This window comes from Ensifer sp. 4252, assembly GCF_050434565.1.
Classification (GTDB): domain Bacteria; phylum Pseudomonadota; class Alphaproteobacteria; order Rhizobiales; family Rhizobiaceae; genus Ensifer.
The window spans coordinates 148,518-174,676 of the sequence record NZ_JBNDIU010000001.1; the positions used below are offsets into that span (position 1 = coordinate 148,518).

Genomic DNA, 26,159 nt, shown 5'->3' on the forward strand with positions numbered 1-26,159 from the left:
CCATCCGCCGGCAGATTCTTCTGAATTGCGACCTTATTGGCCGCTGGGAACTTGCGATCCCGTATTGCTGTTGGCGCCGCCGGCAGGCGTTTGCGTATTGCTGTTGGCGCCGCCGGCAGGCGTTTGCGTTGTCGTGGCGCCGCCGGCCGGAGCCTCGCCTGTCGTGGCGGGCGCCGGTGCTGTGGCGCCATTGCCGGTCGCCGGCTGCTGGGTTGCGCCACCGGCCGGAGCCGTGGTGTTGCCGCCGCCGAGCGAATCGAGGACGCCACCGCCCGAGCTGGTGCCCGGAATACGGTCAAGGATATCCGTCGCCTGCGGCTGGTAACGGGCGAGGATACCCATCGCCAAGGCCAGTACGAAGAAGAGTGCCGCGAGGATCGCCGTCGTGCGGGTCAGCGCATTGGCCGTGCCGCGTGCGGACATGAAGCCCGAGCCGCCGCCGATGCCAAGGCCACCGCCTTCGGAGCGCTGAATGAGAACGACGCCGATCAGGGCAACGACGACCATGAGATAGATGACGAGTAGTACGGTCTGCATCAGCTTCCAGTCCTGCCCTTTGGGCAAACGAATCAAATCTTGCGCAGACTCGGGTTTTCCCGGGCGCAATTTTCGCGCCTCTTTATACCAACCTGTCCGCTATTCCAACCCCCTGCCCGGCTCGTGCCGGACAATCAGGCCGTCAAATCTTCATAAGCCCGGTAGATGGCGAGGAAGTCTTCGGCTTTCAAGCTCGCGCCACCGATCAACGCGCCATCGACATTGGCAACGCCCATGAGTTCGCGGGCATTGGACGGCTTGACCGAACCGCCATAGAGAATGCGCATCTTGGCCCCGGCATCGGCAAAGCGCGACATCAGTTCCTTGCGCATGAAAGCGTGCGCCTCTTCAACGTCGGCAGCCGTCGGCGTCAGACCCGTGCCGATCGCCCAGACCGGCTCATAGGCAATGACCGTGTTTTCCGCCGTGGCGCTGTCGGGCAGGCTTTCGGCGAGCTGGCGCTTGAGCACGTCGAGCGTCTTGCCCGCCTGGCGCTCGTCACCGGTCTCGCCGATGCAGACAATGGCGATCAGATCGGCGGCATGGGCGGCGTCCGTCTTGGCGCGGACCAGTCCGTCCTGTTCTGCGTGATCCGTGCGGCGCTCGGAATGGCCGACGATCACGTGCGTGCCGAAGCAATCGGCAATCATCTCGGCCGAGACTTCACCGGTGTGTGCGCCGGACTGTTTCTGGTGGCAATCCTGGGCACCGATCATCAGGGGGCTGTCGTCGCAAAGCGCCGTCGCCACATAGAGCAACGTCGCAGGCGGGCAGATCAGCGTCTCGACCTTGCCGGAAAGATCGCCCTTGACCCCTTCGGCCATCGCCTTGATTTGATCGAGCGAGGCGCGCGTTCCGTTCATCTTCCAGTTTCCGGCGACGAGCGGGCGGATGTCAGGCGTCATGAAATTTCCTCCGGTCAGGTACTTTTTTCTCCGGAAAGCGGCCTAGCAAATGCCACCGGCAAAGGAAAGCATCCGTCGCGGAATATTCCGGCAGGGCCAAAAGGAGTGGCCCTGTCGGTCGTCGGTAGCATCAAGAGGAGCGGGCCATGTGGATCACCGCGAACGGCAATCCTTCGTCGTCCGTCTCCTGGCGCCCCGTTTCGACAAAGCCGCGACGGCGATAGAACTCGACGGCGGTGGCATTGTCGGCGTAGACGCCGACCTCAAGCCGTCCAAGCCTCCTCGCTGCGTGCTCGATCAGCCCGCGGCCGATGCCGGCGCCATGGATCTCTGGATCGACGAACAGCCCGCCGATGAAACTTCCGATCAGGCCGATGAAGCCTGCCGGACGCCCACCGATCTCGGCGACCCAATTGTCGGCCATCGGCAGATAGGTGTCGCGGACCATCTCGAGCTGGGCGAGCAGACGCTCTTCGCCCAGGAAGGGGTGTCCAATGCGCGAGGCGGACAGCCAGATGGCGGACAGCCTGTCACGATCCTCAGCGCGATAGGGTCGGATCACCGTTTCTGGCCGCGCCGCCACTGACGCAACCGTCTTCGGCTTCGTCGCTGCAAGCGCATACATCAGCGGAATGCTCGGCATGGTTTCGGGTGGCAGCATCCGTCCGCCGCCGGAATCTCGCATGCCCTCAAAACCGGCCCAGCCGTTGGCATAGGGGTATTCCTTCAGGCGCTCGATCTGGAGGCCGGCGGCGATCAAGGCCTGCACGACGTCCGCGATACCCCAGTTGAATTCGAAGGAGGGGTGCGGATTGTCGAAATCCACAACGCCCTGCCCGTAGCCATCCGGCGCCAACCCTGTCCCGGACGCAGCGACATAGTCACCAACACCCGCTTCCGAGATCGGCTCTTTCGGTGCGTAGTCGTAGCGCGGCGTCCATTTTTCATCGAAAACCATCGCAAACGGGTGAAACTCGATGAAGGCAAACCGCCCGCCGGGCTTCAGCACCGAAGCGATGCCTCGAGCCCAAGGGCCGAGGTCGGACAGCCAGCATATCGTGCCATAGGACGCAAAGACGCGATCGAACGCCAGGCCGTGCGTTTTAGCCTCCTCGAACCAGTGGAATAGGTCGGCACGCTCAAATGTCGCCTCAACGCCGCTTTCACTCGAAAGCCGCGTGGCGAAGGCGATCGCCTCGTCGGAAATATCGACGCCGGTCACCTTCGCACCGAGACGGGCGAGGCTCAAACTGTCCTGGCCGGAGTTGCATTGCAGATGTAGCAGATCAAGGCCGGTCAGGTCACCGAGCAGCTCGATCTCTTCAGGATAAAGCGTCGAGCCGCCATTGCGGAAGAACGCCGCTTGGTCACCCTTGTGGCTATTGTGCGCGACGGTCGCCGCGTTCCATGAGAGCCGATTGGCCTCGTGTAGGTCGTTTTGCATGTCTCTCTCGTAAAATATTCTGAGCGGCGACGCGTCGAGCGCCGCCAATGATATATCGTTCAGGCCGCAAACTTGAGTACGGCCTCCGGCTCTTCGCCGTAGCTGTCGCCTGTTGGAACAAAACCCAACCCCTTGTAGAAACTTTCGGGGCTCGCCTCACCCAGACCGTAGCTCGTATAGAGTTCGCGGATGCCACGCGCCTTGAGGTCGCGCACGACAAGTTCGATCGCCTTTTTGCCGATGCCCTTGCCCTGAAACGGGCGGGCGATCATGAAGCGCCAGAGATAGACGCCAGGGCAATCGATGCCATCGTCCCAATCCGATCCCTGGTGCAGCATGATGAAGCCGACCAGCGTCTCCTCGGCGTAGATCGCTCGGAACCAGGCATTCTCCGAGAAGTGCGCTTCCGCGATCGAGGTGCCGTTGTCGGCAACCATATTGCGCTGTTCTTCGCTCAGGGTTTCGCTGAGCTCGCAAACCTCGCAGACGGTAAGGGCAGAGATGCGGCGGAAGGTGATCTCGGCATCGGACGGCAATACATGTTCGCTCATGGGCGGCTCCTGAAAATCAAATGGATGAAAACGAGGACCGAGCCAAAAAGGCCGGCCGCGGTTTTAGATCGTCCGCCAACGATTTGAGCCAGCGCTCAAATTGGACATATGATCAAATCTGCGCTATGTCAATCGCATACAACCGGAGACTGAATATGGTGTACCTGACCCGCCTCGCCCGGCGCGAGGCGATCATTGCGGCGGCCATCGCCGTCATGCTGAAGGACGGCTTTGACGGGATGACGACACGTCGGGTCGCAGCCGAAATGGGAGCGGCCAACGGCATCATCCACCATCACTTCAAGACGGCAAGCGAACTCAAATGCGCGACTTTCCTGCATTACGAAGCTACGGCCCGTAGCGAGTTCGTCAAAATGCGTCCTGCGCTCTGTCCGACGGCAGCACTCAAGCTCTTCGTCAGCGACCATACGGACGATGCGCGCGAGATCGGCATGCGTTTCTGGGCGGAGGCGTGGCGGGCGGCGCAGGCCGACACAGAATTGGCTGGCGCTTACGCCCAGGCCATCTCCAGCTGGCATGGTCTGCTCTGTGGCATTATTGCGGACGGCATCTCGTCGGGTGAATTCCGCGCGGGCGCGTTGGCGGAAACGATCGCCTGGCGGATCCTCGGTCTCGGAATTGGCCTTTCCAGCATGGCAGTGCTGCCTGTGCCGCTGCTATCGCCGACGACCGTGCGCAGCCTGATGATGCAGGCCGTTGCCGACGATCTCGGCATTTCTCTCCAGGAGATGACTGGGGCGTCCTGACTTAGGCCTTTGCCGCAAGCGCCCTGCGGATATCAGCCGCGTATCGAACAGGCCGAATACCTCGTCCCCGGTCAACCGATGAACGTCCTGAATATGAGGATAGGCATTCCCGGCCTCGCCGAGCGCCAGATAGGCGCGGGCCATGGTCATCGATGCGAGCGGCTGGCGCAGCGAAAGCGTCCACGCGCGAACGAGTTTCGAAACGGCAATGCTCTCGCGGTAACGACCGACATCACAGAGCGCTGCGCCGTGGCCGCCCTTGACCCAATAATAGAGGTCTTCACCCTCGAAATTCGCGTCCGCCAGTTGCGCCGCGAGCCGCCATTGCTCGAGGGATTCTGCGAACCGGTGCTCCGCCCCCAGCGCAATGCCGGCGTTCGCATGCTTCAGCACCACGTTTTCTAGGGGGATCATCTCGGTCGTCGAGCTATTCTCGGTCATCTCACGTTCCGCAATAAGTTGGATTTGCAACCAGTCAGACCAGCTCGCCGTCTGCCCTGTGTAGAGCAGATGAGAGATCTTTCGACTGCATCAACATGATCAGCCCGCAAATTTACGGTATCGTCGGAGAATAAAAGCCGAGGCCAATGGGTCCTATCCGGGCAACGAAGGCGAAATCGAAGATTTCGTCCGAACGCCGCAGGAGCTTGCCATGCTGCAAAACAGCAAGTCTGCATTCGGCTGGGTAACGATCATCCTCCATTGGCTGATCGCCGTGTCGATTCTTGGCCTCCTGGCGCTCGGCTTCGTCATGCGCAGACTATCCCTGGATCCGAGCCTGCAATTCTCGCTCTACCAATGGCACAAATCCTTCGGCTTCACCGTGCTTGCGCTCGCCGCGCTGCGCGCCGCCTGGCATGTGCTCGATAGGCAACCGGAGGCGCCTGCCGGCCTTTCGCTGCTTGAACGACGCGCAGCCCGGACCACGCACGCAATCCTGATCGGTCTGACCATAGCAGTGCCCCTCGCCGGTTGGGCCGTCGCGTCGACCTCGACGCTGAACATTCCGAGTTTCTATTTCGACTGGTTCGTCATCCCGCATCTGCCGATGGCGAAATCCGAGGCAGCCGAGAGCTTGTGGATGTCGACACACGCAATCCTCGCCTACGCGACGCTGGGTCTCGTCGCGCTCCACGCGATGGCTGCGCTCTACCACCATCTGGTGCGTCATGACGAGGTTCTGGTCCGCATGCTGTCCACACGACAGCAGCGACGCGGGGAGTTCGAAAAGACCAAGGGCAGTCAGGTCACTGCCAAGAGGAAATGAACCATGATCAAGCAGCAATCGAAGCCATCACGGGCGGTATTGGCACTCTGCACCGTGTTTGCCACGACATTCGGGCCAAGTGCCGCAAGTGCCAGTGCGCCGCAACTCTCGGACGCTGCCGGCAGCTACGGCATCACCGGCGCGTCACGCGTGCGTTTCTCCGTTGCGCAAGTCGGGGGCGGTGGCATTGTTGGCGACTTCGGCAAATTCTCCGGCAATTTCCGCATCGATGGCAGCAACATCGCCCGCTCGTCGGTCGAGTTCACCCTCTACCCGGAAAGCGTCGAGACGGGAGAAAGCCGCGTCGAAGAGTTCCTGAAGTCGAGCGCCGTCTTCGACAGCGCGACCTACCGCACCGTCACCTTCCGCTCGACCAGCGTCAAGCAGACCGGCCCGGACACCGCGGCCGTCGAAGGTACGCTGACAGCGCGCGGCAAAACGCGGAAGGAACGGTTCTCGGTCAAGCTGACGGACTGGAACAGTCGGTCGATCTCCTTCATGATCCGCGGCAGCATCTTCCGCTCGCCCTACGGCATGGACGTCGGCACGCCGATCTATTCCAATGTCGTCGAGTTCGACATGAATATAAAGGGGCAGAAGCGCTAGACGCTCCTGCCCTTCAAGTCAGTCGTCGGATCCCGTCAGCCGCCGATCTGGGTGCCGACGAAATCCTTGACGATGCGCACGATGCCGCGGCCAAGAAGCTCGTCGAGCGCCGCGATGAACTGGTCGACATGAGCGCGCTCGCAAATCAGCGGCGGTTCAAGCCGAATGACGTTGCGATTGTATTCTGTAAAGGCCACGAGCACGTCGTAATCGCGCAGAAGCAAGGCACCGATGAAGCCGGAGAGCGAGCCCTTCAGCTTGTCGTCAAGCACGGAAACGACCGGACGCAGCACCATCGGCAACGTCTGGCTGAAGTCCTGGAATTCCAGGCCAACCATCAGCCCCTTGCCGCGCACGTCCTTGATGATCTTCGGATACTTCTCCTTCAGCGCCTGCAGGCGTTCAAGCAGATAGTCGCCGCTGTCGGCCGCGCGATCGATCAGATGATCGTCGTAGAGCACATTGATGCCCTCGATCGCGGTGACGCATGCTTCCCCCATGCCACCGAAGGTCGCCATGGCGTGGATCATCGCCGTCTTCGACGTGCCGTACGCCTTCATGTAGACTTCGCGGCGCGCGATCATCGCGCCAACTGCCGCTTTGCCGGCACCGAGCGACTTGGCGAGTGCGGTGACGTCAGGGACGACGCCATAATGCTCGAAGGCGTAGAAGCGACCCGAGCGGCCATAGCCGCACTGCACTTCGTCAGCGACCCACAGGACGCCATAACGATCGCAGAGCGCGCGCAGTTGCTGCCAGTATTCGGCCGGCGCCTGGATGATGCCGCCGCCGCCCTGGATGGTCTCCAGCACGATGACGCCGATCTCCGGGTCGGACTTGAAGGCATTCTCCACGGCCTCGATATCAGCGAAGGGAACGCGCACCGTGTTGTCGGTAAGCTTGAAGTCGGCGCGGTAGAGCTGACCATCGGTGATGGCAAGCACCCCCTTGGTCTTGCCGTGGAAGGAGTTTTCCGCATAGACGACCTTCGGGCGCTTCGGGCCGGCGGCGCGCTCGGCGAGCTTGACGGCCGCCTCCATCGCCTCGGAACCGGATGAACCGAGAAAGACCATGTCGAGATCGCCCGGCGAGCAGGCGGCGATGTTCTTGGCAAGCGCCGTGGCATATTGCGACATGAAGGCAATCGCAATTTCGTGGCGTTTCTCGTCCTGGAACTTCTGGCGCGCCTGGAGAATACGCGGGTGATTGTGGCCGAAGGCCAGCGAACCGAAGCCACCGAAGAAGTCGAGAATCTTCCGACCGTTCTGGTCGGTGTAGTACATCCCCTCGGCGCTTTCGATCTTCACCTTGTGAAAGCCGAGCAGCTTCATGAAATGGAGCTGGCCAGGGTTGAGATGGTCCTTGAAGGCGGTCGTGATGTCACCGATCGACATGGCTTTCGCCTGCTCGACCGTGAGCAGATCTGGCCTTGCGACCCCACCTTCGAGCGACGGCGCCGAGACGGCTGCGCGGTTCGGTCTATCCAGCATTGTCATTCCCCTCACTCGGCCGGCACGGCGGCGGCGTTTTGCATTGCAGCGCCGGACTTCTTGGCCCGATACTCGTCATAGGCGGCAATCAGCATGTCGCCATCGTTGAACTGCGGCCGCCAGCCGAGCTGATGCTTCAGCTTGCCCGTCTCGCGTACGCATAGCTCGTCGGCAATCAGGTATTGCTCCGGATCCATGATCGGCTTGTTGATGAGGTCAAACAGCGCCAGCGTCTGCTTCACCGCGAAGGCCGGCGTCGGCAGCAGGAAGGACTTTGAGCCAGCGTGCTTGATCAGGTTGCTGAGCAACGCTCGCACCGACGGCGGATTGTCGGAGCCGAGATTGTAGGCCTCGTTGTGTACGCCACCCTTCCAGGCAAGCCGTGCGGCTTCAGCGCAATCGAAGACCGAGATGAACTGATACGGTACCTTGCCCGAGCCAATCATCGGAACCGGTAGGTTCATATCGATCAGCTTGAACAGCTTTTCGAGAATACCGAGGCGTCCGGGACCGATGATCAGGCGCGGCCTGAAAATCGAGATGTTCATGCCCTGCTTGCGCCATTGCATGGCCAGCTGTTCGGTCGCCCACTTCGACTTGCCGTATTCGCCGAGCGGCTTTGCCGGATGGTCCTCGGTCTGCGGCGACTGCACTGTGTGACCGTAGATCATGTCCGTGGTGAACTGAACGAGGCGCGACGCATTGGCTGCGCCCATCCCCTTCATGATGTTCTCGGCACCGTAGTAGTTGACGGGCCAGAAGAAATCCCAACGCTTCGAACGGATCTGCAACGGCGACAGCATCTTGGCCGCCATGTTGTAGACCATGTCGTCCGGGCCGATACCGACCTTCAGCACATCGCTCATCTGCGTCACGTCGCAATGGACGAAGCGGGCGCGATTGTAGTGCGGCAGATCGGACTTGACGATATCGGCGACCACGACCTCCTCGCCATCCTGAACGAGGCGCTGCGCCAGATGTCGGCCGACGAAACCGTCGCCACCAAAAATAATATGCTTCATGACTCGCTCCCGAAATCTGCTGTTCTTGCGCCAGCCGTATCGGCCGGCTTTTCGTCGTTATGGGATGACATGCCCGACTGGGCGATCAGGACCGTTCCGACGCAAATCAGCGCGATGCCGGCGATGCGCCAGGCATTGAGGTCCTCGCGGAAGACAAAGTAGGCGAAGATCGCAACCGCCACGTAAGCCAGGCTCAGGAACGGATAGGCGAAGGAAAGCTCTACCTTCGACAGCACATAGAGATGCGAAGCCATGGAGATGGCGAAGGTCGCGAGACCCGCGAAAACCCAAGGATTGAAAATGATCTGGAACAGGCGGACGATGGCCGTCTCCGCCGTCATCGAGATCGGCCCGAGCGACATCATGCCCTGCTTCAACATCAGTTGTGCCGCCGCATTGGTCAGCACAGTGAAGAGAATGAATGGAATATATTTCATAGTTTTACTCCCAGCCCCGGGAATGTACCTACACGCGAGAGACGCATATTCAGTGAAGTTCGCGTATTTAATTTAATCAAATTGTCTGCATTCTCATTTTGGCAAAGCCAGCGCCGTGCGGCGCCAGAAGTTCGACACCAACGCCGGATCGCGCAACGCCTCAAGCGATCTCCAGGAACTGAACGACTTTTCAAAGACTTGCGGGCTCATGCGGGCATCCTTGTAGGGATTTATCGCGCCTCCGGCCTCGACAACGATCGCGTCGAGGCGGTCCAGCAGCTTTACTGTCCGTTCACCCTGATTGGCGAAGTCGAGCGTCAAAGTAAAACCAGGTCGCGGAAACGACAGGAGACCGCGCGAGGCGACATCCCCGAAGCGCTTCAGGACGGTGAGGAAAGATGCGTGTCCGGCACGCCGTGCGGCGTCCATCAGCATCGCGGTGATCTCCCGCGCATTCTCAGAGGGATAGACGCTTTGGTGCTGATAGAGCCCTCTCGGGCCATAAAGCCTGTTCCACGCGCCGACGGCGTCGAGCGGATAGAAATAAGACGTCCACGGCACCGTCGAAATGGTCTCGCCGGGCTTTTCCTTGCGGAAATAGTATTCGTTGAAGGCCTTGAGCGTCGCCGAATTGAGAAGGTTGAAGGGCGGTGAGAACGGCACCGAGAGCTTCATTCCCTTCGGCATATCGGGAAACTCGCAGGACCCATCAGCATGATCGCCGGCCAGCAGAATGCCACGGCCCATACGCCGGCCGGTGGCAAGCTGGTCGATCCAGGCGACGGAATACTCGTGTTCTTCATCCACGCGATCGACCAGCCCAAAATACTCGTCGAGATTGTCGAAGCGGATCGCATGCTGTTGCACATGCGGCGACGGTACCTTGCTGAGCCGAAGACTGACGGTCAGGACCAGACCCGTCAGCCCCATTCCGCCGATCGTGGCTGAAAACAGGTCCGGGTTCTCCGCCGGAGTGCAGACCAGGTGCTCACCATTGGAACGCAGCAGCGTAAAGCCAGTCACATGATTGCCGAAGGTACCGCGGGCATGGTGGTTCTTGCCGTGAACATCGTTGGCAAGCGCGCCACCAACGGTGACGAAGGCCGTGCCTGGCGTCACGGGAAGAAAGAAGCGGTGCGGAATGGCGCGGGCCAGAACGTCGCCAAGCGTAACACCCGCTTCGCAGGTCATCATCCCTGTGCCCGGATCGAACGCGATTATGCGCGCGTGTCGACGGTTGTCGATCAGCATGCCGCGATCGTTATGGCAGCTGTCGCCGTAGCTGCGGCCGTTGCCGAACGGCAGGAAGGCATCCGGCTCGATAGAGCCGATGCGATCTTCGTAGTCGTCAGGTGAAATGCCCTGCCGTGGCCGACGGTCGAGCCGGCCCCAGCTTTCGTAGTCTTGCGTGTTCATTGCGGCCCGACGGCTCCGAAAAGAATAAGTAACGCCCCAATCAGCATGGTCAGCTGGCTGCGCCAATCGCGCATGATGAAGACCACGGGATCCTCGTGCAGCATGCCACGGCGCGCCAGCATCCAGATCCGCAACAGCATATAGAGCACCAACGGGCAGAGCGGCCATAATGCCCACGGCGTCGTGTACATTTCCTGCAGTTCCTTGCTGTGCACGTAAAGCGCAAGCACCAGAGCGGAAGTGAATGCGGAGGCCACACCTGCCTGCCCGACCATCTCGAAATCAACAGCGAGATAGCCGCGCCCGGGAACGGCACCGCCGTCCTTGTCCTCGAATTCATGCAGCTCGACGTAACGCTTCACCAGAGCCAGGCTGAGGAAGAAGAAGATCGCGAACGACACCAGCCAGAAGGAAAGTTCCGTTCCGGTCGCCGCCGCACCGGCAACGATACGGGTCGTGTAGAGGCCGGCAAGCGTGAAGACGTCGACGAGAAGCTTGCGCTTGAGCACAAAGGTGTAGGCCGTCGTGGCACAGGCATAAAACGCCAGCACGCCTGCAAACTTCCAAGGAAGGAGAAAGGTCAGCGACACCGAGGCCAGGATCAGGCAGACGACCAGCACCAATGCCGTCGGCACCGACATCTGGCCGCTGGCAAGCGGCCGGTGGCGCTTCTTCGCGTGGCGCCGGTCATTCGCCAGATCGGAGAGGTCGTTGATGACATAGACGGCGGAGGCCAGGAAGCTGAACGCGAAGAATGCGATGATAACACTCAACAGCGCATCCAGATGCAGAACCTCGTGATTGAGGATCATCGGCACGCCGATCAACACGTTCTTCGCCCACTGATGGACGCGGATCGATTTCAGCGGGGCAAGCATGCTCACCTTGCCGGTATCGAGCTTTTCGGCATCGTGGTTGCGGCGCCATTTCTCCGTTGCCGCATCGGGAGCCACGACGATCGCCCGGCGCGAGACCTCAAACACGGCGATATCGTCACGACTGTTGCCCATATAGTCGAAACCGCCTTCGCCGAACCGTTGCACCATCGCATCACGCTTTCGGCTGCTCGTCAGATTGAGCGTGTCCGACGAATGCATGATCGAAGAGAAGAGCCCGACATGCGCTGCGACCTCTTGGGCGACGGAAGGTGCCGCACCGGTGACCAACACGATGTCGCGCCCGTCAACCTTTTCCGCAGCCAGTCGAGCCAGGACAGCCTGGCGGTACGGCCAGTCCGCCGCCATGCGTCCGGAGCGCAAGGCGACCTCATGTTTCAGGCGCGCCTTGCCCTGCCACAGCCACATGAGCATCGGGAAGAGCATCAGCGGATTGCGCAACAGAATGATCGCAGCGCCTTCCCACAGCGTATCGGCGGCCAGCAATGTGCCGTCCAGGTCGACACACAGCGGAACCTGCCGTGTTTCGGTACGCACATCCATGAAATATACCCCAGCAATATCTGCCGAGGATCATCGCGCCGATCACTTTCAAAGGTGGAAACAAGCGGACGGTCTGCACCCGCAAATTGCCGGTCTGGTTAACAAATGCCGAGCATCGAACGGTACGCGTCAGCGCTTGCCAATCCAGTTCAAGGCGTCCCGCCAGTCGGTCATGCGGACCGGCGTTCCATGTGATCCGGTATCAAAGAGCACGAAGCGGGCCGGATACCCCTGCCCTTTCAACGCGCTGTAGAGCGCCTTCTGGCTCTCGGCCGGATAGACACTATCCCGGCTGCCATGACTGAAGAATATCGGCAGCTTCGCCTTGTAGGCAGCGCTCCTGATAAAATCTGGATCGGCAACGCCGCCCATGATCATTATGCCGCCAAGCGCCGTCACTGCCTCCGCGTCACGGGACACACCCCAGCAGATGAAACTCCCCATGGAAGCGCAAGCCAGCACGACCGGCCGCCCGCCGGAGCGCTCGGCAGCAAGTTTGACCAGGCCCGTAACGTCGGCTGCCCCGGCGGCATCGAAGGACCGCACGCTCGGTGCGTAATAAGCGCCACCATTGGCAACCGCGAGGTTCTTCAGCCGGTTGAAGTTACCGCCGAAGGAAAAATCGTTGGCGCCGAGGCGCCGGTCCCCACCGCGCCCATGGATGAAAATCACAGTGAATGCAGCGCCGCGCTCCCGGCCGACGCGTGTCACATCGAGCGAGCGTCCGCCGACATCGAGCGTCTCGTTGACCTGTTCACTGTTGACGCCCCGCGAGACGAAGGCACGCTTGACCCGCCGCTCCGGAATTTCGTCGCGCTCATTGATGTCGCGCAGTTCCTGATAGTCGACGACGCGGTAGTCACCGCCGTCGCTTTCTTCCAGGACCTTGCCGTAGGAAAACAGATCGTCCTTGTAGGGCTTCAGCACCTGCGCCTCGACGCAAACGATCGAGCCTGCAAAAAGGCCGACGGACAGAAAAATGGCGGCAAGCCGGCGAAAGCAAAAATGAGCTGTGGACACGGACAACGAAGGGCTCCCTGGTTCGCGGCAAAGCCTTGCCATCAGCCTGGAGCCAAAGCAACAGTCGGTGACAGACGCAGACACGGGGCTTTATTTTGCAGGCATCCGGCACCGCTATTCTCCTTTTGTTCGCACAAACGGCAAGACTCTGGCAGAATTCGGGTGATTCGAATGACTGGGGATGGCGACAAGACCTCGGTCTTGCTATGGCCTTCCGCACCTCCGCACGACAGGAATGATCTAAACGCCCAATGGACGACAATAACGACCTCTTCTCCGCAATGCCCGAACAACCGAAGCCCGTTGTGGCAGACGCCGCGCCTGTTGCGCGAACGGCGCCGGCTCCGCGGGAAGAACCGCGCCCTGCTCCCAAAGGCAGCGATAGCGGCGACTATGATGCTTCGGCGATCGAGGTGCTGGAGGGGCTGGAACCTGTCCGCCGGCGTCCGGGCATGTATATCGGCGGCACCGATGAAAAGGCGCTGCACCATCTCTTCGCGGAAGTCATCGACAACTCGATGGACGAAGCGGTAGCGGGGCACGCCAACTTCATCGAAGTCCACCTCGACGCCGACGGCTATCTGTCGGTAACCGACAACGGCCGCGGCATTCCGGTCGAAAACCATCCCAAATTCCCGGGCAAGTCGACGCTCGAAGTCGTCATGACGGTTCTGCATGCCGGCGGCAAGTTCGACGGCAAGGCGTACGAGACCTCCGGCGGTCTGCACGGCGTCGGCGTCTCCGTCGTCAACGCGCTGTCGGACGACCTCGAAGTCGAGGTTGCCAGAAACCGAAAGCTTTATCGCCAGCGCTTTTCGCGCGGCGTGCCGCAAGGCGGCCTGGAAGAACTGGGCGACGTCCACAATCGGCGCGGAACGCGGGTTCGTTTTCATCCCGATCCGCAGATCTTCGGACCGCATGCTCGCTTCGAGCCGGCGCGGCTGTTCCGCATGGCGCGCTCGAAGGCTTATCTCTTCGGCGGCGTCGAAATCCGCTGGTCATGCGATCCGTCGTTGCTGTTGGAAGGCTCCGAGATTCCGGACCGAGCCGTCTTCCACTTCCCCGGCGGTCTGAAGGACTATCTGGCCGCAACGCTCGGCAAGGAGTTCACGGTCACCCGCGAGATCTTTGCGGGCAAGTCCGAGAAGTCGAACGGCCACGGCTCACTCGAATGGGCCGTCACCTGGTACGGTGGCGACCAGCAAGTCCATTCCTATTGCAATACCATTCCGACGCCCGAAGGCGGAACGCACGAGGCGGGCTTCCGGATCGCGCTCACCAAGGGTCTGAAGAACTACGCCGAACTGACGCAGAACAAGCGCGCCGCGATCATCACCACCGATGACGTGATGATTTCGGCCGCCGGCATGCTCTCAGTCTTCATCCGCGAGCCGGAATTCGTCGGCCAGACGAAGGACAAGCTCGCGACCGTCGAAGCACAGCGCATCGTCGAAAACGCCTTGCGCGATCCTTTCGACCATTATCTCGCCGACAACCCGGCCGAGGCGGCAAAGCTGCTCGAATGGGTGATCGAGCGCGCCGACGAACGCGTCCGTCGCCGCAAGGAAAAGGAAGTCAACCGCAAGACCGCAGTGCGCAAGCTGCGCCTGCCCGGCAAGCTTGCCGACTGCTCGCAGAACACTGCCGAAGGTGCCGAACTCTTTATCGTCGAAGGCGACTCAGCTGGCGGCTCGGCCAAGCAGGCGCGCAACCGCGCGAACCAGGCCATCCTGCCGCTTCGCGGCAAGATCCTCAACGTCGCCAGTGCCGGCCGGGAAAAGCAGGGTGCCAACCAGCAGATCGGCGACCTGATCCAGGCGCTCGGCTGCGGCACGCGCAGCAAATACCGCGAGGAAGACCTGCGCTACGAACGCATCGTCGTCATGACCGACGCCGATGTCGACGGCGCGCACATCGCCTCGTTGCTAATCACCTTCTTCTATCAGGAAATGCCGGAACTTATCCGCGGCGGCCACCTCTATCTCGCCGTCCCGCCGCTCTACCGCCTGAGCCAGGGCTCAAAGACGCTCTATGCGCGCGACGACGCCCATCGCGAAGAACTGATGCGCACCGAGTTCAACGGTCGCGGCAAGGTCGAAGTCGGCCGCTTCAAGGGTCTGGGCGAAATGCTGCCGGCGCAGCTCAAGGAAACGACGATGGATCCGAAGTTCCGCACCCTGCTAAAGGTCCAGATCGACGACGTCGATTTCGAAGGCACGCGCGAAGCCGTCGACAGCTTGATGGGTACCAAGGCCGACGCACGTTTCCGCTTCATCCAGGAGCGGGCCGTATTCGCCGATAATCTCGACATCTGATCGGCTGCTACGTCGCGGCACCCGCTTGTTCCAAGCAAACGGGCACGGAATGTGGCGTCAGTAACTACAGGTTCCGGCTTATCGGCAAGGCATCTTCAATGAAGTCCTGCCGATTATCGGTTGAGATCGGCAGGCGCGCGCAACGCCTTCTCCATGAACAGGCTCAGCGGATCCGGCTGATAACAGCCGAAGGGCGGGCGCTCGACATATCCAGCCGCCCGGTATAGCCCGATTGCTTCGGGCTGGTGAATACCGGTTTCAAGCCGGATCACATCAAGCCCGAGGCTCTCGCCGTGCCCCTCGATTGTCTGCAACAGACGTTTCCCGACCTTCAGTCCCCGCGCTTCCGGATCGACGAACATGCGCTTGATCTCCGCCGTGCCATCGCCGGCTTCGACCAGCGCGCAGCAACCGGCGGCAGCTCCATCAAAACGCGCGACGAAGAATGATACGCCCGGCTGCTCCAGCGTCGACACATCGACAAGGTGATTGCTTTCCGCAGGATAGAGCGACGCGGCATAGGCGTCCGACATTTCCAGCAAGCGCAGGATTTCCGGCTGGCGCGGCAGTTCTTCGGCGATCGTGACGTCAGGCAATTTTCATCCTCGGCAATGGCTCGGGTCGCTTGCGGTTCTGAAGTGAGACTATCGCCTCGGGCACGGGCAACCAATACGTCAAATTGCGCAAGGAGCAGACCTGCCCCATCAATCCGAATGACGCGGCGAAACAAATTGTTTCCGCGCGTTCAAGCCATTGCCCCATTTCCGGAAGAATCACACAGGCATAAGTTGATCGCAGAACGCGTACAATCGAAGCCCAAATGGATACAGCCAGACCATGAAAGCCGCCCTGATCGTCATGACCATTCTTGGCTGTGACCACGACGTCAACCAGTGCCAATATATCTCGACGGTCGACGGGACATGGCCCTCGATTGCCCAATGCGATACGGATTCGCAGAAACAGTTGCCGCGGTTCTCCAACGCCAACTATCCCGTGGTCGTTGCCGTCTGCGAGAGTTCCGGCCCCGGGCTCGCCACCAATGACGCCCAGCCGGAGGTAGCCGTTCCGCTGTCCGAGACGCCGGCGCCGCAGGCAGCAGAAGAGCAGCCGGACCTGCCGAAGCGCGCGCTAGCGTTTCTCTCCGGCGCCGTCCCCGACCGCGAGAAGCTGAAGACCCTGGTCAGCAAGCCGGTTCACTATATCGAGGACGGCTATTCCTGGGTGGCACGGCGGTTCACCGACTGACGCAATCAGACGAGACCTGCTGCAATCAGGCTTTCGGCGCTCGCCTTGATCGCCTCCTCCTCGGTTCTTGGCGTCCAGCCGAGAATGCGACGGGCCTTGTCATTGGAGATACGCGAATCGCGGCCAAGCTCTCGAACGACAAGGCGGAGCCCGGGATCGAAGCGTGCGGCGATCAAAGCCATCCAGTTTGGCAAGGTGATCTTCGGCAACTTGCCGGCATAAACAGGGAAACTCCGGCGCAGTACCGCAGAAATATCGGCCAGCGACAGCGCCGCGCCGCCGATGAGAAACCGCTCGCCGGCCGCTTCGGCGACGGTCATTGCACGTAGGTGGGCATCGGCGACATCGCGCACGTCGACGATGGGAACGCTGAATTTCGGCATGGCCGGATATTTGCCCCGCAACAGGTTGCGAACGACACCGACGGAGGTCCCGACTTCCCCGCCGAGCAGCGGACCGAGGATCATCGACGGATTGATCACCGCGAGTTCGAGCCCGCTCTCCCGTGCATAGGCCCAGGCGGCGCGTTCGGCAAAGGTCTTAGATCGGTAATAGGGCGTAGCGAAGGGCGATTCCGGATCGCTCCAGTTTTCCTCGGTGAAGGGTGCGCTGCCATCGCCATAGATCGCCGCTGCGATCGACGACGTCAGCACGACCCGACGGACGGCGGCGGCGCGGGCAGCCTTCAATACGCGCAGCGTACCGCTCCGCGCCGGCTCGATCAGATCGGCTTCCTCACCGGGCACGCTCGCAGGGAAAGGCGAGGCCGTGTGCATAGCATAGACGGCACCGGAAAACGCCTCTGCCCAGCCCTCGTCGCCGAGCAGATCGGCAGCGGCAAATGTCAGCCGCCCGGCCTCTGTTCCGCCGGCCCCACGTATCGCTCGCTCGATCTCCTGCGTTCGCCCCAACGTGCGCACCGTCCCGCGCACGTCGTAGCCCTGACGCAGCAGCGTTGCGGCGACATGCCGGCCGACAAAGCCGCCGATACCGGTAACGACAACAAGCTCAGGTGTTTTGGCGTTCATGTTTTCGCGTCCTCTTTCACTCTGCCCGCCAAGCTGACGAACTGACATTTTCTATCCATAATGTCAGTTTGACAATATTGATCCATAATGTCAACGATCCGAAATGGACACGAAGAGACACCATATCCTCAATGCCGCCGTCGAGGTCTTCGGCCGATTTGGCTACCGCAAGACCTCCATGCAGGATGTAGCCGAAGCAGCCGGCATGTCGCGCGCCGCACTTTATTTGCATTTCAGGAACAAGGATGACCTGTTTCGCGCGCTGATGGAAAGACATCACGCGACTTCGATTGGCGAAGCCGAATCCGGCTTTGCGCAGATGGCGCCATTTGAGCGCCGCCTCTCCACGGGGTTGAAGGCATTCGTGCTTTCGGCGATGGCGCCGGTGAAATCCAGTCCCTATGGCCAGGAACTGTTCGAGGCAAACAACGCGCTTGCCGACGATCTCAACGTCGCGACGGCAGCAAGATTGCGTCAACTGACGGAAACCACGATTGCAGAGGCAATTGCATCTGGCGAGATTGCACTTGGTAAGGTAGCGCTTTCATCGAGCGCTCTTGCCGAACTTGTTCTCTGCGCCGTCGACGGCATCAAGAAGGGGTCCGAGGGGCTCGATCAGATCGAGCAGCGGATCGATGCACTGGTCCGCGTCGTGGGCTCAGCAACCGGCACAACCGGCTAAGTCGCCTCTCCGAGGAAACGTCCTCAGGCGGCCTGCCGCACCGCCAGGTGGGCATAGTCGCGGGCCGACTGTCGCTGCTCGGCAAAGGCCAGTCGCTCGAGAATTTCCGCCATTGCATTGCATGCCGGCGAAGGCGCCCTTTGACCGCGCAAGCTTGCGAGGAGCGCGGCACAGACGGAGGCGCGGCAATCGTCAGCGCCCGTCGTGCCGTTCTTGCGCCAGAGTAGGACCGCCTCGGCGAACGCTTCGCTGACGTCGCGTCCGAGACCGGCGCTCTCGAACAAGGCACGAATGGAATGGATGCGGCCACTCGAGAGGATCGAGCGAACGCGCTTTTCGGTGACGCCGGAGAGGTCGACGATCGCCGCCGAGAAAAACTCCGCCCGGCCGGTGACAAGCGCGTGCAACAGAAAGGCTGGCGTCAGGCGACCGGTCTCGCGCAGATGGGCGACGAGCCCCGGCAATTCATCCACGGCCAAAGCGCCAGCCATGCCGACCGCTGCGACATCGCAGGCCTCACGCGTGATCCGCTCTACCCGTGCCGTCCCGATCGCCATCTGCACCAGACCGAAGGCGGCTAGAGCTGCCCCCACCTCTTCGACAAGAGTGTGCCGGGCGTCGCTTGGCAAATCGGCGCGGTCCAGCAGCAGATCGCGGATGGCAGCGGAATAGCCGAGACGCTCAGCGATCCGCTTCAACGACCGGCGCGGCAGCTGGGCGCCGCCATTTTCCAAGAGAATCAGCATTTCTTCTTCGCCGCCGATTTCAGCGATGGCGGCTGAGACCGAACGCGACACGAACGCGCGGGCCGCAATCAGCGCCCGCGTTTCGACCGAGCCCCGGGCCGCAAGGTCGACAAGATCCTCGTCGGTCAGAACGGGAGAGCGGGAAATGACGATGTAGGCGACTTCGGGCTGGTCTTCGGCAAGGCCGAGAATGATGGCGCGGGGAATATCGCAGGATGGGGCGAGCACTTCGGCCAGAGCCGAACGCACCTTTGGCGAGGGATCGTCAAGCAGGAAGGTCATGGCCATTTCAGCGGCCTGACGATCGATACCGTTCATCTGTGCGTCGACATAGGCGCGACCGAGGGCCCGGGCAGCGCGGGCACGGTCGCCCGTTCTCGCCGTTTCCACCCAGCGAAGAAATGCTTGTATGATCACCGACGCCCCACTAGACACCCAAAGCCACCTGATGTTGGAAGCCTAGCTGGCAAAGGTTTAAGATTGGTTCACCATGTCCGTTAACCGCTTCAAAACCATGAAACCGCTGCTGTTTCAGAGCGTCGGCGCGCCGCTACCGACGTCCGTCGACCTCAAGGCGTTCGGCGGCATCATTGTCGATCTCGGTTTTGGTAACGATGCACTTGCTCAACTGGTGGCAGTTGCGAAAAGTGCCTGTCACGTCTTCGCACGGATCGCTCCGGTCAACCGCCTGACGGAAAACGAACTGATCTCGCTTCTTCGACAGGACATTGATGGCGTCGTTCTTTCCGGATGCAGGAGCCGCATGGATGTGCAGAGGCTCGACGTCATGCTGCGCGTTGCGGAGGCAAGCGCCAGCAGCCGCGCACAACACGTGGCTATCCTTGCCGAATATGGCACGGTTCCCGAAAGCGTACTTTCGCCCTACTCCCTTGGCGAAGGCTCGCAGCGGCTCGAGGGACTTATTTTTGATGGCTCCGAGCTAGCAGGGGCAATCGGCGGCAGACCATCGACGGAAGCGCAGAATGAGGTCCCGGTCGCACCGATCACCGCCGGGCGCGCCGTTGCTGTTCTTCGCGCCCATGAAGCGGGTCTTGCCTGTTACGAAATGCTGCCGCAAACCGCTGTGACTGAAAAGGCCGTCCGGCGCGCCTTCGCTGCCAGTCGCGCCAATGGCTTTTCATCCGTGGTCTGCCGCTCGTCGGAGCAAGCGGCATGGCAGGACACTGACGACTGACGTGGTCCGTTCGGCCGCCCCACCTCAGCGCGTGGGACGCACCATCTGGAAGACGTCGCCGCCGTCGCAGTAATCCATGTAGCCGAGGCGGGCGAGCGGCCGCACCGTCGCCATGTCAAAACGACCGTCTCGGATCGCCTCGTCGCGAATGTGAATACCGACCACCTGGCCGATGACGACGTAATTGTCCGAGGGCTCGCCATCGAGCCCCTTTGGCTGGAACATCTCGGTCATCCGGCACTCGAGCGCGGCATAGGCTTCCCCCACGAACGGCGCCTTGACCAAGGTCCCTTCAACAGGCGTCAATCCGGCGATCGTAAACTCGCTGTCGCCATGGGGAGCTGCAATCGAGGTTTTGTTGACGGCCTCGCTCAGATGCCGGCTGGCGAAGCTGGCGGTGAATTCGCCCGTTGCTTCAATGTTGCGCACCGAATCCTTGTAGCCGCTCGAGGAAAACATCACGAGTTTCGGCCGGTCGCCGATCGCATTGAAAAAGGAATAGGGCGCGACATTCAGCGAGCCGTCCGTGGCGCGTGTGCCGATCCAGCCGATCGGCCGCGGCGAGACGATGGCCTTGAACGGATCATGCGGCAGGCCATGCTTGTTCGCGGCCGTCTCGTAGAACATCAGGCGTCTTCTCCGACCCAGGTAACGATCTCGGCCAGTTCCGGGCGCGGACGCTCCGTTGGCGGGACAGTGGCGGTGCCGATGTGGATGAAACCGGCGATCTTTTCACCGGGCTCGACGCCGAGCAACGGATAGGCAGCTTCGTCGAAGGCGTACCATTCGGTCAGCCAGTTGGAGGCATAGCCGAGCGCGTTGGCCGCCATCAGCAGATTGAGGCAGACGGCGCCGGCCGACATCTGCTGCTCCCATTCCGGGATCTTGAAGTGCGGAGCAGCCTTGCTGACGACGGCGACGACCACAGGCGCCCGCGACAATCGCGTCTCCTCAACCTTGATCATCTCTTCAGACAGATCGGGCTTCTTGGCGAGCGCCATCGTCTTCAATTCGCCGCTGATGCGCGCGCGCTCTTCGCCGCGGTAAACGATGAACCGCCAGGGCGCCAGCTTGCCGTGGTCCGGCACACGCGAGGCGAGCGTCAGCATTTCCTCGACTTCGGCCCTGCCCGGCCCTGGACCACCCATCTGAAAGGCCGGAATGGATCGGCGGGATGCGAGATAGTCAACGAGCTTTATTTCGGTTTTCATATTGGGTGAATTCCACTATTTTGCCGCCGACCGGCAGCCACGAAAATGCCATACCGGCGTCTCAAGTGGAGTCCCCCAGTCAGGAAGTCAACTGCTCTCATGCGCACCTGCCCTCGTATTTTCATCAGAACCGGTTTGGCGGTCGCACTCGCAAGCATCACCGCCGGCAGCGTCCTGGCGCAGGACGCGACGGAGGCCTTCGAGAGCTTTCCATCGATCTCTGGAACCCGCAAGATGCCGAAGCTGACCGGCTTCAGCCCGCTGACCACCGACCCGACACAGGACGGTACGCTGAAGGATGTGAAGCTCGAAGCACTTCTGACCGGCAAGGGGCAACCGGTCGAAGCGGGCCTGACCTGGCGCGTGTTCAGCCCTATCCCCGGAAGCGACGGCAAGCTGCCGCTGCTGGCGACGTCCGAAGGCGGATCGACCGCCTTCAGCCTGGTGCCGGGCGAATATTTCGTCAACGTCGCATTCGGCCGTGCGGCCGCGACGCGCAAGATCCGCATTCCTGAAGACGGCGTGCTCGACAAGCAGGTGCTGGTGCTCGATGCCGGCGGCATGACGCTGAATGCGGTTTCCGGCAGCGATGTACGCATCCCGCCGGGCGAACTCAGCTTCTCCATCTATTCGTCCGAAACGCAGAGCGATGGCGAACGGGCGTTGATTGCCGCCGACGTGAAACCCAGCACCGTCCTTCGCCTGGGCGCCGGCACCTATCATGTCAGCTCCAACTACGGCACGACAAATGCGGTGATCACCGCCGACATTCAGGTGGAAGCCGGCAAGCTGACCGAAGCGACGATCCAGCACAAGGCGGCAAAGCTGACGCTGAAGCTGGTCTCCGAGCCGGGCGGCGAAGCCATCGCCGACACCGGCTGGTCGATCCTCACTTCGGCTGGCGACATCGTCGACCAGGAGGAAGGAGCGTTCCCGACGCTTGTTCTTCTCGAGGGCAACTATACGGCCGTGGCGAGAAACAAGAACAAGATCTACCAGCGCGATTTCACGGTGAAGGCCGGTGTCAACACCGATATCGAAGTGCTTCTGACCAATGGCGGTGCAGCCGCAAGTCCGGAAGCAGCCGCGGAAGCACAGGATTGATCTGACGCCGTAACACTGTCGATACGGCAGGCGCCTGACGCTACGTCAGCCAGCACGCCTGAGGAAACGGCGACGCGGCGGTGCCATCGAAAACACCGCCTCGTAGATGCGACCGAGCAGGTCCTTGCGATCAGCATGCAAGCAAAGCTCTTCCCAGGTGAGGATGTGCCCGATGCGGGCCGCGATCGTCGTGCCCGACAGCCTGCGGAATTCGCGGATCAACAGCGAGATCCGAAGCGTCAGCGAGACCTTGCTGGCGAGATGGAAGATACGGCCGTTCTGCCCCTCGAAGTAGATCGGTATGACGCTTGCGCGCGCGGCCTGGATCAGCTTGGCCGGAAAAATCTTCCACGGCAGATCCTCGGCCCTGCCCCAGCCCGAGCGCGCGGTCGCCACACCACCGGCCGGAAAGATCACGATCGTCACGCCTTCCTTCAGCAGCCGCACCGCCTCGTGGCGCGTCGCCATGTTCAGCGCCAAGGCTTCCTTCGTTTCCTCGAAAGACACCGGCAGCGAATAGGGCGCCATCTCCGGCACCTTCAACAGTTCGTTGTTGATCAGCACCCGAAACGGCCGGCCGAGTTGTTCGGCAAGCGCCAGAACGGCAATGCCATCGCCGATGCCGAAGGGATGATTGGCAACGATAACCAGAGGGGTGTCCGGCAGATGCCGCGGTGGCCATTCGCCCTGTAGCCGCAGGCGCACATCGATCAGCTGCAGCATCTCGGCGAAGATCCGGTCGCTCTTGCCGACGATGTCGCACCGCCACCGCGCATAAAGCTTGGCGTATCGGTTGCGACCCGCCAAGCCCTCCATGGAGCGGATGAGCCAGCGCTTTAGGCGCCGGTCATTTTCGTTTGCGTAAGACAGCTCTTTGAACTGCACGGAAGTCTCCGATGGATGGCCTACTGCATGTTTCCTTAAATCGTACCCGCTTTGAGGATAAAAACATGCAGCAACTCAAGGTACTACAGCGGCCTTTGCGCGTCTGATAAGACGCGCGGCGCTGTAGTACCCGGATATTCCGCTAATATGACAGTTTGCAGACAGAGCGAAGGTCCCGGGGTCTTAACCCCGGGCTTTCTTTTCAGCCTTGCGCTTGAGATCAGGCGCCGTGGCCTCAGCCGAGAGCGAAGCGATCGCCTCGTCGAGCGACATCGCCGTCTGGGCCTGCGAGCCGAGACGCCGGATGTTGACCGAGCGCTCTTCCGCCTCGCGCTTGCCGCAAACGACGATGACCGGGACCTTGGTCACCGAATGCTCACGAACCTTGTAGTTGATCTTCTCGTTGCGGAAGTCGGTCTCGACGGTAAGTCCGGCATCACGCAGGAGCTCCGCGACCTCGCGGCCATAGTCGTCTGCCTCGGAGGTAATCGTCGCGACGACGACCTGCAGCGGCGAAATCCACAGCGGCATATGGCCGGCGAAGTTTTCGATCAAAATACCGAGGAAGCGTTCCATCGAACCGCAGATCGCCCGGTGGATCATCACCGGCTGACGCTTCTCGGAATCCTTGTCGATATAGAAGGCGCCAAAGCGCTCCGGCAAGTTGAAGTCGACCTGCGTCGTGCCGCACTGCCATTCGCGGCCGATCGCGTCCTTCAGCGTATACTCGAACTTCGGACCGTAGAAGGCGCCCTCGCCCGGCAGAATGCCGGTCTTGATGCGGCCTTCGGACTGCGCCTCGATCGTCTTCAGCACGTCGGTCATGACGCTTTCGGCGCGATCCCAGAGCTCGTCGGAACCGACGCGCTTGTCCGGACGGGTCGACAGCTTGACGACGACTTCCTTGAAACCGAAGTCTTCATAGACCGAGAGGATCAGATCGTTGATGCGCAGGCATTCGGCCGCCATCTGCTCGTCGGTGCAGAAGACGTGGGCATCATCCTGAGTGAACCCGCGCACGCGCATCAGCCCGTGCAGCGCGCCGGACGGCTCATAACGATGGACGTTGCCGAACTCGGCCAGACGTACCGGCAATTCACGGTATGACTTCAGGCCATGCTTGAAGATCTGGATATGGCCCGGGCAGTTCATCGGCTTCAGCGCGAAGACACGCTCGTCATCGGTGTCGTCGCCGGCAACCGTCACCTTGAACATGTTGTCGCGGTACCAACCCCAGTGACCGGAAGTTTCCCACAGCGACTTGTCGAGCACCTGCGGCGCGTTGACTTCCTGGTAGGTGTTGGCGAGCCGGCGGCGCATATAGGCCGTCAGCGTCTGGAACAGACGCCAACCCTTCCCGTGCCAGAAGACGACGCCCGGACCCTCTTCCTGGAAATGGAAGAGATCCATCTCGCGGCCGAGGCGGCGATGGTCGCGCTTTTCCGCTTCGGCCAGGATGTGCAGGTACTGGTCAAGCTCTTCCTGCGTATGCCAGGCCGTGCCGTAAATGCGGGTCAGCATCGGGTTGTTGCTGTCGCCGCGCCAATAGGCTCCGGCAACCTTCATCAGCTTGAATGCCGTGCCGATCTGACCGGTGGAGGCCATGTGCGGTCCACGGCAGAGGTCGAACCAGTCGCCCTGATAGTAGATCTTGAGATCCTGACCTTCCGGGATAGCGTCGACCAGCTCGACCTTGTAGGCCTCGCCCTTGTCGGCGAAGATCTGGCGTGCCTTTTCGCGCGGCCACACTTCCCTGGTGAACGGTTTGTTGCGAGCGATGATCTCCTTCATGCGCTTCTCGATGACCGGCAGGTCGTCGGGCGTGAAGGGTTCGTTCTTGGCAAAGTCGTAGTAGAAGCCGTTGTCGATCACCGGACCGATGGTCACCTGCGTGCCCGGCCACAGCTCCTGAACGGCTTCCGCCATCACGTGCGCAGCATCGTGGCGGATCAGCTCAAGCGAACGCTTGTCGTCGCGGGTGACGATCTCGATGCGGCCATCAGCAATGGTATCGGACAGGTCGCGCAGCTCGCCATCGAGCGCAATGGCGACAGCCTTCTTGGCCAGCGACTTCGAAATCGACTCGGCGACATCGCGCCCGGTCGTGCCCGGGGCGTATTCGCGGACAGAGCCATCAGGAAATGTAAGGGAAACGGGATTCGACATCATGATCTCCTATCCAGTCCCGCCAACGAATGCGGGTGGTATGGTGTGGTATGACTGACCGGCTTCCGCCGGTTATTTGACGCAGGCCTGATAGAGGTTTTTCGAAGCGGAGTAAAGGCAAGGACAGCCTAGGTGCTGAGCATCGCGGCAAGGCCCTTCACCGTGTTCCAGTTGCGAAACGTGCCGATGCCGAGACGTTTTTTGGTCAAGACCCCGAGCAGTTTCGATTCGTTTGCCTGGCCGGTGAAATGAACCCAAAGGTCGCCATCGACGACCGCCAGACGCTCGCCCGCGCTGCAATAGCGTTCGAAATCAGAGGTAATCTTGCCGGAAAGTGGCTCGCGCATCACGCGAACATGAACGCGGCTGCCATCCTCCTCGCCTTCAACGTGAAACGGATTGGATGCGGCGAGCCTCAGCCAATCGGAGCCGGGACGAACGATGATGTCGACATGCCGGCCGAACGTCGCGGCGAATGCCGCCTCGAGCGTCGCCTCCAGCTCTCCGACGGCGACCCTTTCCGCTTCGAACAGCAGGTTGCCCGTGGCGACGAGTGTGCGCGGTGACCGGTGACCAAGCCGCTCGGCCATGGCTTTCAGATCAGCCATGACAACGCGCCGCCCTTCGCCGAGCACGATACTATGGAGCAGCGCGACGTAGCTGTTCACTCAGGGGAAC

At 61.3% G+C, this 26,159-nt stretch carries 27 protein-coding genes; 8 read left to right on the forward strand and 19 right to left on the reverse strand.

Annotated features, from left to right (window positions below; translation table 11 throughout):
* Positions 1–33: 33 nt before the first annotated feature.
* The 4 genes from secG to ABIE33_RS00705 form a co-directional block, all read right to left on the reverse strand.
* Positions 34–537 carry a preprotein translocase subunit SecG gene (gene secG / locus ABIE33_RS00690; RefSeq protein ID WP_429120170.1) on the reverse strand — a complete coding sequence of 168 codons (504 nt, stop codon included), beginning with the start codon at positions 535–537 and terminating at the stop codon, positions 34–36.
* A 134-nt stretch (positions 538–671) separates the two neighbouring features.
* Positions 672–1,442, reverse strand: coding sequence for a triose-phosphate isomerase (tpiA, locus tag ABIE33_RS00695; protein WP_429120173.1), 771 nt, complete (start codon positions 1,440–1,442; stop codon positions 672–674).
* 130 nt (positions 1,443–1,572) lie between these two features.
* Positions 1,573–2,886, reverse strand: coding sequence for a GNAT family N-acetyltransferase (locus ABIE33_RS00700; RefSeq protein WP_429120175.1), 1,314 nt, complete (start codon positions 2,884–2,886; stop codon positions 1,573–1,575).
* Between the two features lie 59 nt (positions 2,887–2,945).
* Positions 2,946–3,437 (reverse strand): GNAT family N-acetyltransferase, encoded by a 492-nt coding sequence (locus ABIE33_RS00705; protein WP_429120177.1) that lies wholly within the window; start codon positions 3,435–3,437, stop codon positions 2,946–2,948.
* A 155-nt stretch (positions 3,438–3,592) separates the two neighbouring features.
* Between ABIE33_RS00705 and ABIE33_RS00710 the strand changes: the two genes are divergently transcribed.
* Positions 3,593–4,204: a TetR family transcriptional regulator C-terminal domain-containing protein gene (locus tag ABIE33_RS00710; protein WP_429120180.1), complete on the forward strand. Its 612-nt coding sequence runs from the start codon at positions 3,593–3,595 to the stop codon at positions 4,202–4,204.
* Here ABIE33_RS00710 and ABIE33_RS00715 read toward each other — a convergent pair.
* Positions 4,115–4,645, reverse strand: a complete 531-nt coding sequence (locus ABIE33_RS00715) for a hypothetical protein (protein ID WP_429120183.1) — start codon at positions 4,643–4,645, stop codon at positions 4,115–4,117. The genes ABIE33_RS00710 and ABIE33_RS00715 overlap by 90 nt on opposite strands.
* A gap of 211 nt (positions 4,646–4,856) precedes the next feature.
* Between ABIE33_RS00715 and ABIE33_RS00720 the strand changes: the two genes are divergently transcribed.
* On the forward strand, positions 4,857–5,471 hold the full coding sequence (locus ABIE33_RS00720; RefSeq protein WP_429120185.1) for a cytochrome b: 615 nt from the start codon (positions 4,857–4,859) through the stop codon (positions 5,469–5,471).
* A gap of 6 nt (positions 5,472–5,477) precedes the next feature.
* Positions 5,478–6,077, forward strand: a complete 600-nt coding sequence (locus ABIE33_RS00725) for a YceI family protein (RefSeq protein WP_429123014.1) — start codon at positions 5,478–5,480, stop codon at positions 6,075–6,077.
* A 35-nt stretch (positions 6,078–6,112) separates the two neighbouring features.
* Here the strand turns inward: ABIE33_RS00725 and ABIE33_RS00730 are convergent, their stop codons facing one another.
* The 6 genes from ABIE33_RS00730 to ABIE33_RS00755 form a co-directional block, all read right to left on the reverse strand.
* A complete protein-coding gene (locus ABIE33_RS00730) occupies positions 6,113–7,567 on the reverse strand; it encodes an aspartate aminotransferase family protein (protein ID WP_429120188.1) in 1,455 nt (484 codons plus the stop codon).
* Positions 7,568–7,578: 11 nt separating this feature from the next.
* Entirely contained in the window at positions 7,579–8,589 is a 1,011-nt protein-coding gene (locus ABIE33_RS00735; protein ID WP_429120191.1) for an NAD-dependent epimerase/dehydratase family protein, read from the reverse strand.
* Positions 8,586–9,026, reverse strand: a complete 441-nt coding sequence (locus ABIE33_RS00740) for a transporter (protein WP_429120194.1) — start codon at positions 9,024–9,026, stop codon at positions 8,586–8,588. The genes ABIE33_RS00735 and ABIE33_RS00740 overlap by 4 nt, the downstream gene beginning before the upstream one ends.
* Before the next feature lie 93 nt (positions 9,027–9,119).
* On the reverse strand, positions 9,120–10,442 hold the full coding sequence (locus ABIE33_RS00745; RefSeq protein ID WP_429120197.1) for an FAD-binding oxidoreductase: 1,323 nt from the start codon (positions 10,440–10,442) through the stop codon (positions 9,120–9,122).
* The gene (locus ABIE33_RS00750; protein ID WP_429120200.1) at positions 10,439–11,881 is read right to left on the reverse strand and encodes a UbiA family prenyltransferase; all 1,443 of its coding nucleotides are present in this window, start codon (positions 11,879–11,881) and stop codon (positions 10,439–10,441) included. Before ABIE33_RS00750 ends, ABIE33_RS00745 begins: the two co-directional genes overlap by 4 nt.
* 129 nt (positions 11,882–12,010) lie before the next feature.
* Complete coding sequence (locus tag ABIE33_RS00755) at positions 12,011–12,943, reverse strand: alpha/beta hydrolase (RefSeq protein WP_429120203.1); 933 nt, start codon at positions 12,941–12,943, stop codon at positions 12,011–12,013.
* A gap of 209 nt (positions 12,944–13,152) precedes the next feature.
* Here ABIE33_RS00755 and parE point away from each other — a divergent pair, with 209 nt between their 5' ends.
* Positions 13,153–15,216 (forward strand): DNA topoisomerase IV subunit B, encoded by a 2,064-nt coding sequence (gene parE, locus ABIE33_RS00760; RefSeq protein WP_429120206.1) that lies wholly within the window; start codon positions 13,153–13,155, stop codon positions 15,214–15,216.
* A gap of 113 nt (positions 15,217–15,329) precedes the next feature.
* Here the strand turns inward: parE and ABIE33_RS00765 are convergent, their stop codons facing one another.
* Positions 15,330–15,812: a GNAT family N-acetyltransferase gene (locus ABIE33_RS00765; protein WP_429120209.1), complete on the reverse strand. Its 483-nt coding sequence runs from the start codon at positions 15,810–15,812 to the stop codon at positions 15,330–15,332.
* 241 nt (positions 15,813–16,053) lie between these two features.
* On the opposite strand from ABIE33_RS00765, the gene ABIE33_RS00770 reads away from it, so the two are divergent.
* Positions 16,054–16,464, forward strand: a complete 411-nt coding sequence (locus tag ABIE33_RS00770) for a hypothetical protein (RefSeq protein ID WP_429120211.1) — start codon at positions 16,054–16,056, stop codon at positions 16,462–16,464.
* Positions 16,465–16,469: 5 nt separating this feature from the next.
* On the opposite strand, the gene ABIE33_RS00775 is transcribed toward ABIE33_RS00770, so the two are convergent.
* Entirely contained in the window at positions 16,470–17,492 is a 1,023-nt protein-coding gene (locus tag ABIE33_RS00775) for an NAD-dependent epimerase/dehydratase family protein (protein ID WP_429120214.1), read from the reverse strand.
* 103 nt (positions 17,493–17,595) lie between these two features.
* On the opposite strand from ABIE33_RS00775, the gene ABIE33_RS00780 reads away from it, so the two are divergent.
* A complete protein-coding gene (locus ABIE33_RS00780; protein ID WP_429120217.1) occupies positions 17,596–18,174 on the forward strand; it encodes a TetR/AcrR family transcriptional regulator in 579 nt (192 codons plus the stop codon).
* Positions 18,175–18,197: 23 nt separating this feature from the next.
* Here the strand turns inward: ABIE33_RS00780 and ABIE33_RS00785 are convergent, their stop codons facing one another.
* Positions 18,198–19,337, reverse strand: coding sequence for a DUF2336 domain-containing protein (locus tag ABIE33_RS00785; RefSeq protein WP_429120219.1), 1,140 nt, complete (start codon positions 19,335–19,337; stop codon positions 18,198–18,200).
* A gap of 73 nt (positions 19,338–19,410) precedes the next feature.
* Between ABIE33_RS00785 and ABIE33_RS00790 the strand changes: the two genes are divergently transcribed.
* The gene (locus ABIE33_RS00790) at positions 19,411–20,115 is read left to right on the forward strand and encodes an aldolase (protein ID WP_429120221.1); all 705 of its coding nucleotides are present in this window, start codon (positions 19,411–19,413) and stop codon (positions 20,113–20,115) included.
* A gap of 24 nt (positions 20,116–20,139) precedes the next feature.
* Here ABIE33_RS00790 and ABIE33_RS00795 read toward each other — a convergent pair whose 3' ends face one another.
* A complete protein-coding gene (locus tag ABIE33_RS00795) occupies positions 20,140–20,742 on the reverse strand; it encodes a flavin reductase family protein (protein ID WP_429120224.1) in 603 nt (200 codons plus the stop codon).
* The gene (locus ABIE33_RS00800) at positions 20,742–21,326 is read right to left on the reverse strand and encodes a nitroreductase family protein (RefSeq protein ID WP_429120227.1); all 585 of its coding nucleotides are present in this window, start codon (positions 21,324–21,326) and stop codon (positions 20,742–20,744) included. The genes ABIE33_RS00795 and ABIE33_RS00800 overlap by 1 nt, the downstream gene beginning before the upstream one ends.
* 99 nt (positions 21,327–21,425) lie before the next feature.
* Here ABIE33_RS00800 and ABIE33_RS00805 point away from each other — a divergent pair, with 99 nt between their 5' ends.
* Positions 21,426–22,430 (forward strand): hypothetical protein, encoded by a 1,005-nt coding sequence (locus tag ABIE33_RS00805; protein WP_429120230.1) that lies wholly within the window; start codon positions 21,426–21,428, stop codon positions 22,428–22,430.
* Positions 22,431–22,475: 45 nt separating this feature from the next.
* Here ABIE33_RS00805 and ABIE33_RS00810 read toward each other — a convergent pair whose 3' ends face one another.
* The 3 genes from ABIE33_RS00810 to ABIE33_RS00820 all read right to left on the reverse strand — a co-directional run bounded on the left by ABIE33_RS00810 (position 22,476) and on the right by ABIE33_RS00820 (position 26,149).
* On the reverse strand, positions 22,476–23,315 hold the full coding sequence (locus tag ABIE33_RS00810; protein ID WP_429120233.1) for a lysophospholipid acyltransferase family protein: 840 nt from the start codon (positions 23,313–23,315) through the stop codon (positions 22,476–22,478).
* Between the two features lie 183 nt (positions 23,316–23,498).
* A complete protein-coding gene (gene thrS, locus ABIE33_RS00815; RefSeq protein ID WP_429120236.1) occupies positions 23,499–25,481 on the reverse strand; it encodes a threonine--tRNA ligase in 1,983 nt (660 codons plus the stop codon).
* Positions 25,482–25,609: 128 nt separating this feature from the next.
* Positions 25,610–26,149, reverse strand: coding sequence for a DUF1697 domain-containing protein (locus ABIE33_RS00820; RefSeq protein ID WP_429120239.1), 540 nt, complete (start codon positions 26,147–26,149; stop codon positions 25,610–25,612).
* Positions 26,150–26,159: the final 10 nt, after the last annotated feature.

Excerpts from the sequence above, each read along its gene's own strand:
- ABIE33_RS00710 (WP_429120180.1), top strand. The coding sequence starts at position 3,593 with ATGGTGTACCTGACCCGCCTCGCCCGGCGCGAGGCGATCATTGCGGCG.
- thrS (WP_429120236.1), bottom strand. The coding sequence starts at position 25,481 with ATGTCGAATCCCGTTTCCCTTACATTTCCTGATGGCTCTGTCCGCGAA.
- ABIE33_RS00750 (WP_429120200.1), bottom strand. The coding sequence starts at position 11,881 with ATGGATGTGCGTACCGAAACACGGCAGGTTCCGCTGTGTGTCGACCTG.
- ABIE33_RS00790 (WP_429120221.1), top strand. The coding sequence starts at position 19,411 with ATGTCCGTTAACCGCTTCAAAACCATGAAACCGCTGCTGTTTCAGAGC.
- ABIE33_RS00715 (WP_429120183.1), bottom strand. The coding sequence starts at position 4,645 with ATGACCGAGAATAGCTCGACGACCGAGATGATCCCCCTAGAAAACGTG.
- ABIE33_RS00705 (WP_429120177.1), bottom strand. The coding sequence starts at position 3,437 with ATGAGCGAACATGTATTGCCGTCCGATGCCGAGATCACCTTCCGCCGC.
- ABIE33_RS00770 (WP_429120211.1), top strand. The coding sequence starts at position 16,054 with ATGAAAGCCGCCCTGATCGTCATGACCATTCTTGGCTGTGACCACGAC.
- ABIE33_RS00730 (WP_429120188.1), bottom strand. The coding sequence starts at position 7,567 with ATGCTGGATAGACCGAACCGCGCAGCCGTCTCGGCGCCGTCGCTCGAA.
- ABIE33_RS00780 (WP_429120217.1), top strand. The coding sequence starts at position 17,596 with ATGGACACGAAGAGACACCATATCCTCAATGCCGCCGTCGAGGTCTTC.
- tpiA (WP_429120173.1), bottom strand. The coding sequence starts at position 1,442 with ATGACGCCTGACATCCGCCCGCTCGTCGCCGGAAACTGGAAGATGAAC.
- ABIE33_RS00755 (WP_429120203.1), bottom strand. The coding sequence starts at position 12,943 with ATGGCAAGGCTTTGCCGCGAACCAGGGAGCCCTTCGTTGTCCGTGTCC.
- ABIE33_RS00805 (WP_429120230.1), top strand. The coding sequence starts at position 21,426 with ATGCGCACCTGCCCTCGTATTTTCATCAGAACCGGTTTGGCGGTCGCA.
- ABIE33_RS00735 (WP_429120191.1), bottom strand. The coding sequence starts at position 8,589 with ATGAAGCATATTATTTTTGGTGGCGACGGTTTCGTCGGCCGACATCTG.
- ABIE33_RS00775 (WP_429120214.1), bottom strand. The coding sequence starts at position 17,492 with ATGAACGCCAAAACACCTGAGCTTGTTGTCGTTACCGGTATCGGCGGC.
- secG (WP_429120170.1), bottom strand. The coding sequence starts at position 537 with ATGCAGACCGTACTACTCGTCATCTATCTCATGGTCGTCGTTGCCCTG.
- ABIE33_RS00740 (WP_429120194.1), bottom strand. The coding sequence starts at position 9,026 with ATGAAATATATTCCATTCATTCTCTTCACTGTGCTGACCAATGCGGCG.
- ABIE33_RS00700 (WP_429120175.1), bottom strand. The coding sequence starts at position 2,886 with ATGCAAAACGACCTACACGAGGCCAATCGGCTCTCATGGAACGCGGCG.
- ABIE33_RS00745 (WP_429120197.1), bottom strand. The coding sequence starts at position 10,442 with ATGAACACGCAAGACTACGAAAGCTGGGGCCGGCTCGACCGTCGGCCA.
- ABIE33_RS00720 (WP_429120185.1), top strand. The coding sequence starts at position 4,857 with ATGCTGCAAAACAGCAAGTCTGCATTCGGCTGGGTAACGATCATCCTC.
- parE (WP_429120206.1), top strand. The coding sequence starts at position 13,153 with ATGGACGACAATAACGACCTCTTCTCCGCAATGCCCGAACAACCGAAG.
- ABIE33_RS00800 (WP_429120227.1), bottom strand. The coding sequence starts at position 21,326 with ATGAAAACCGAAATAAAGCTCGTTGACTATCTCGCATCCCGCCGATCC.
- ABIE33_RS00795 (WP_429120224.1), bottom strand. The coding sequence starts at position 20,742 with ATGTTCTACGAGACGGCCGCGAACAAGCATGGCCTGCCGCATGATCCG.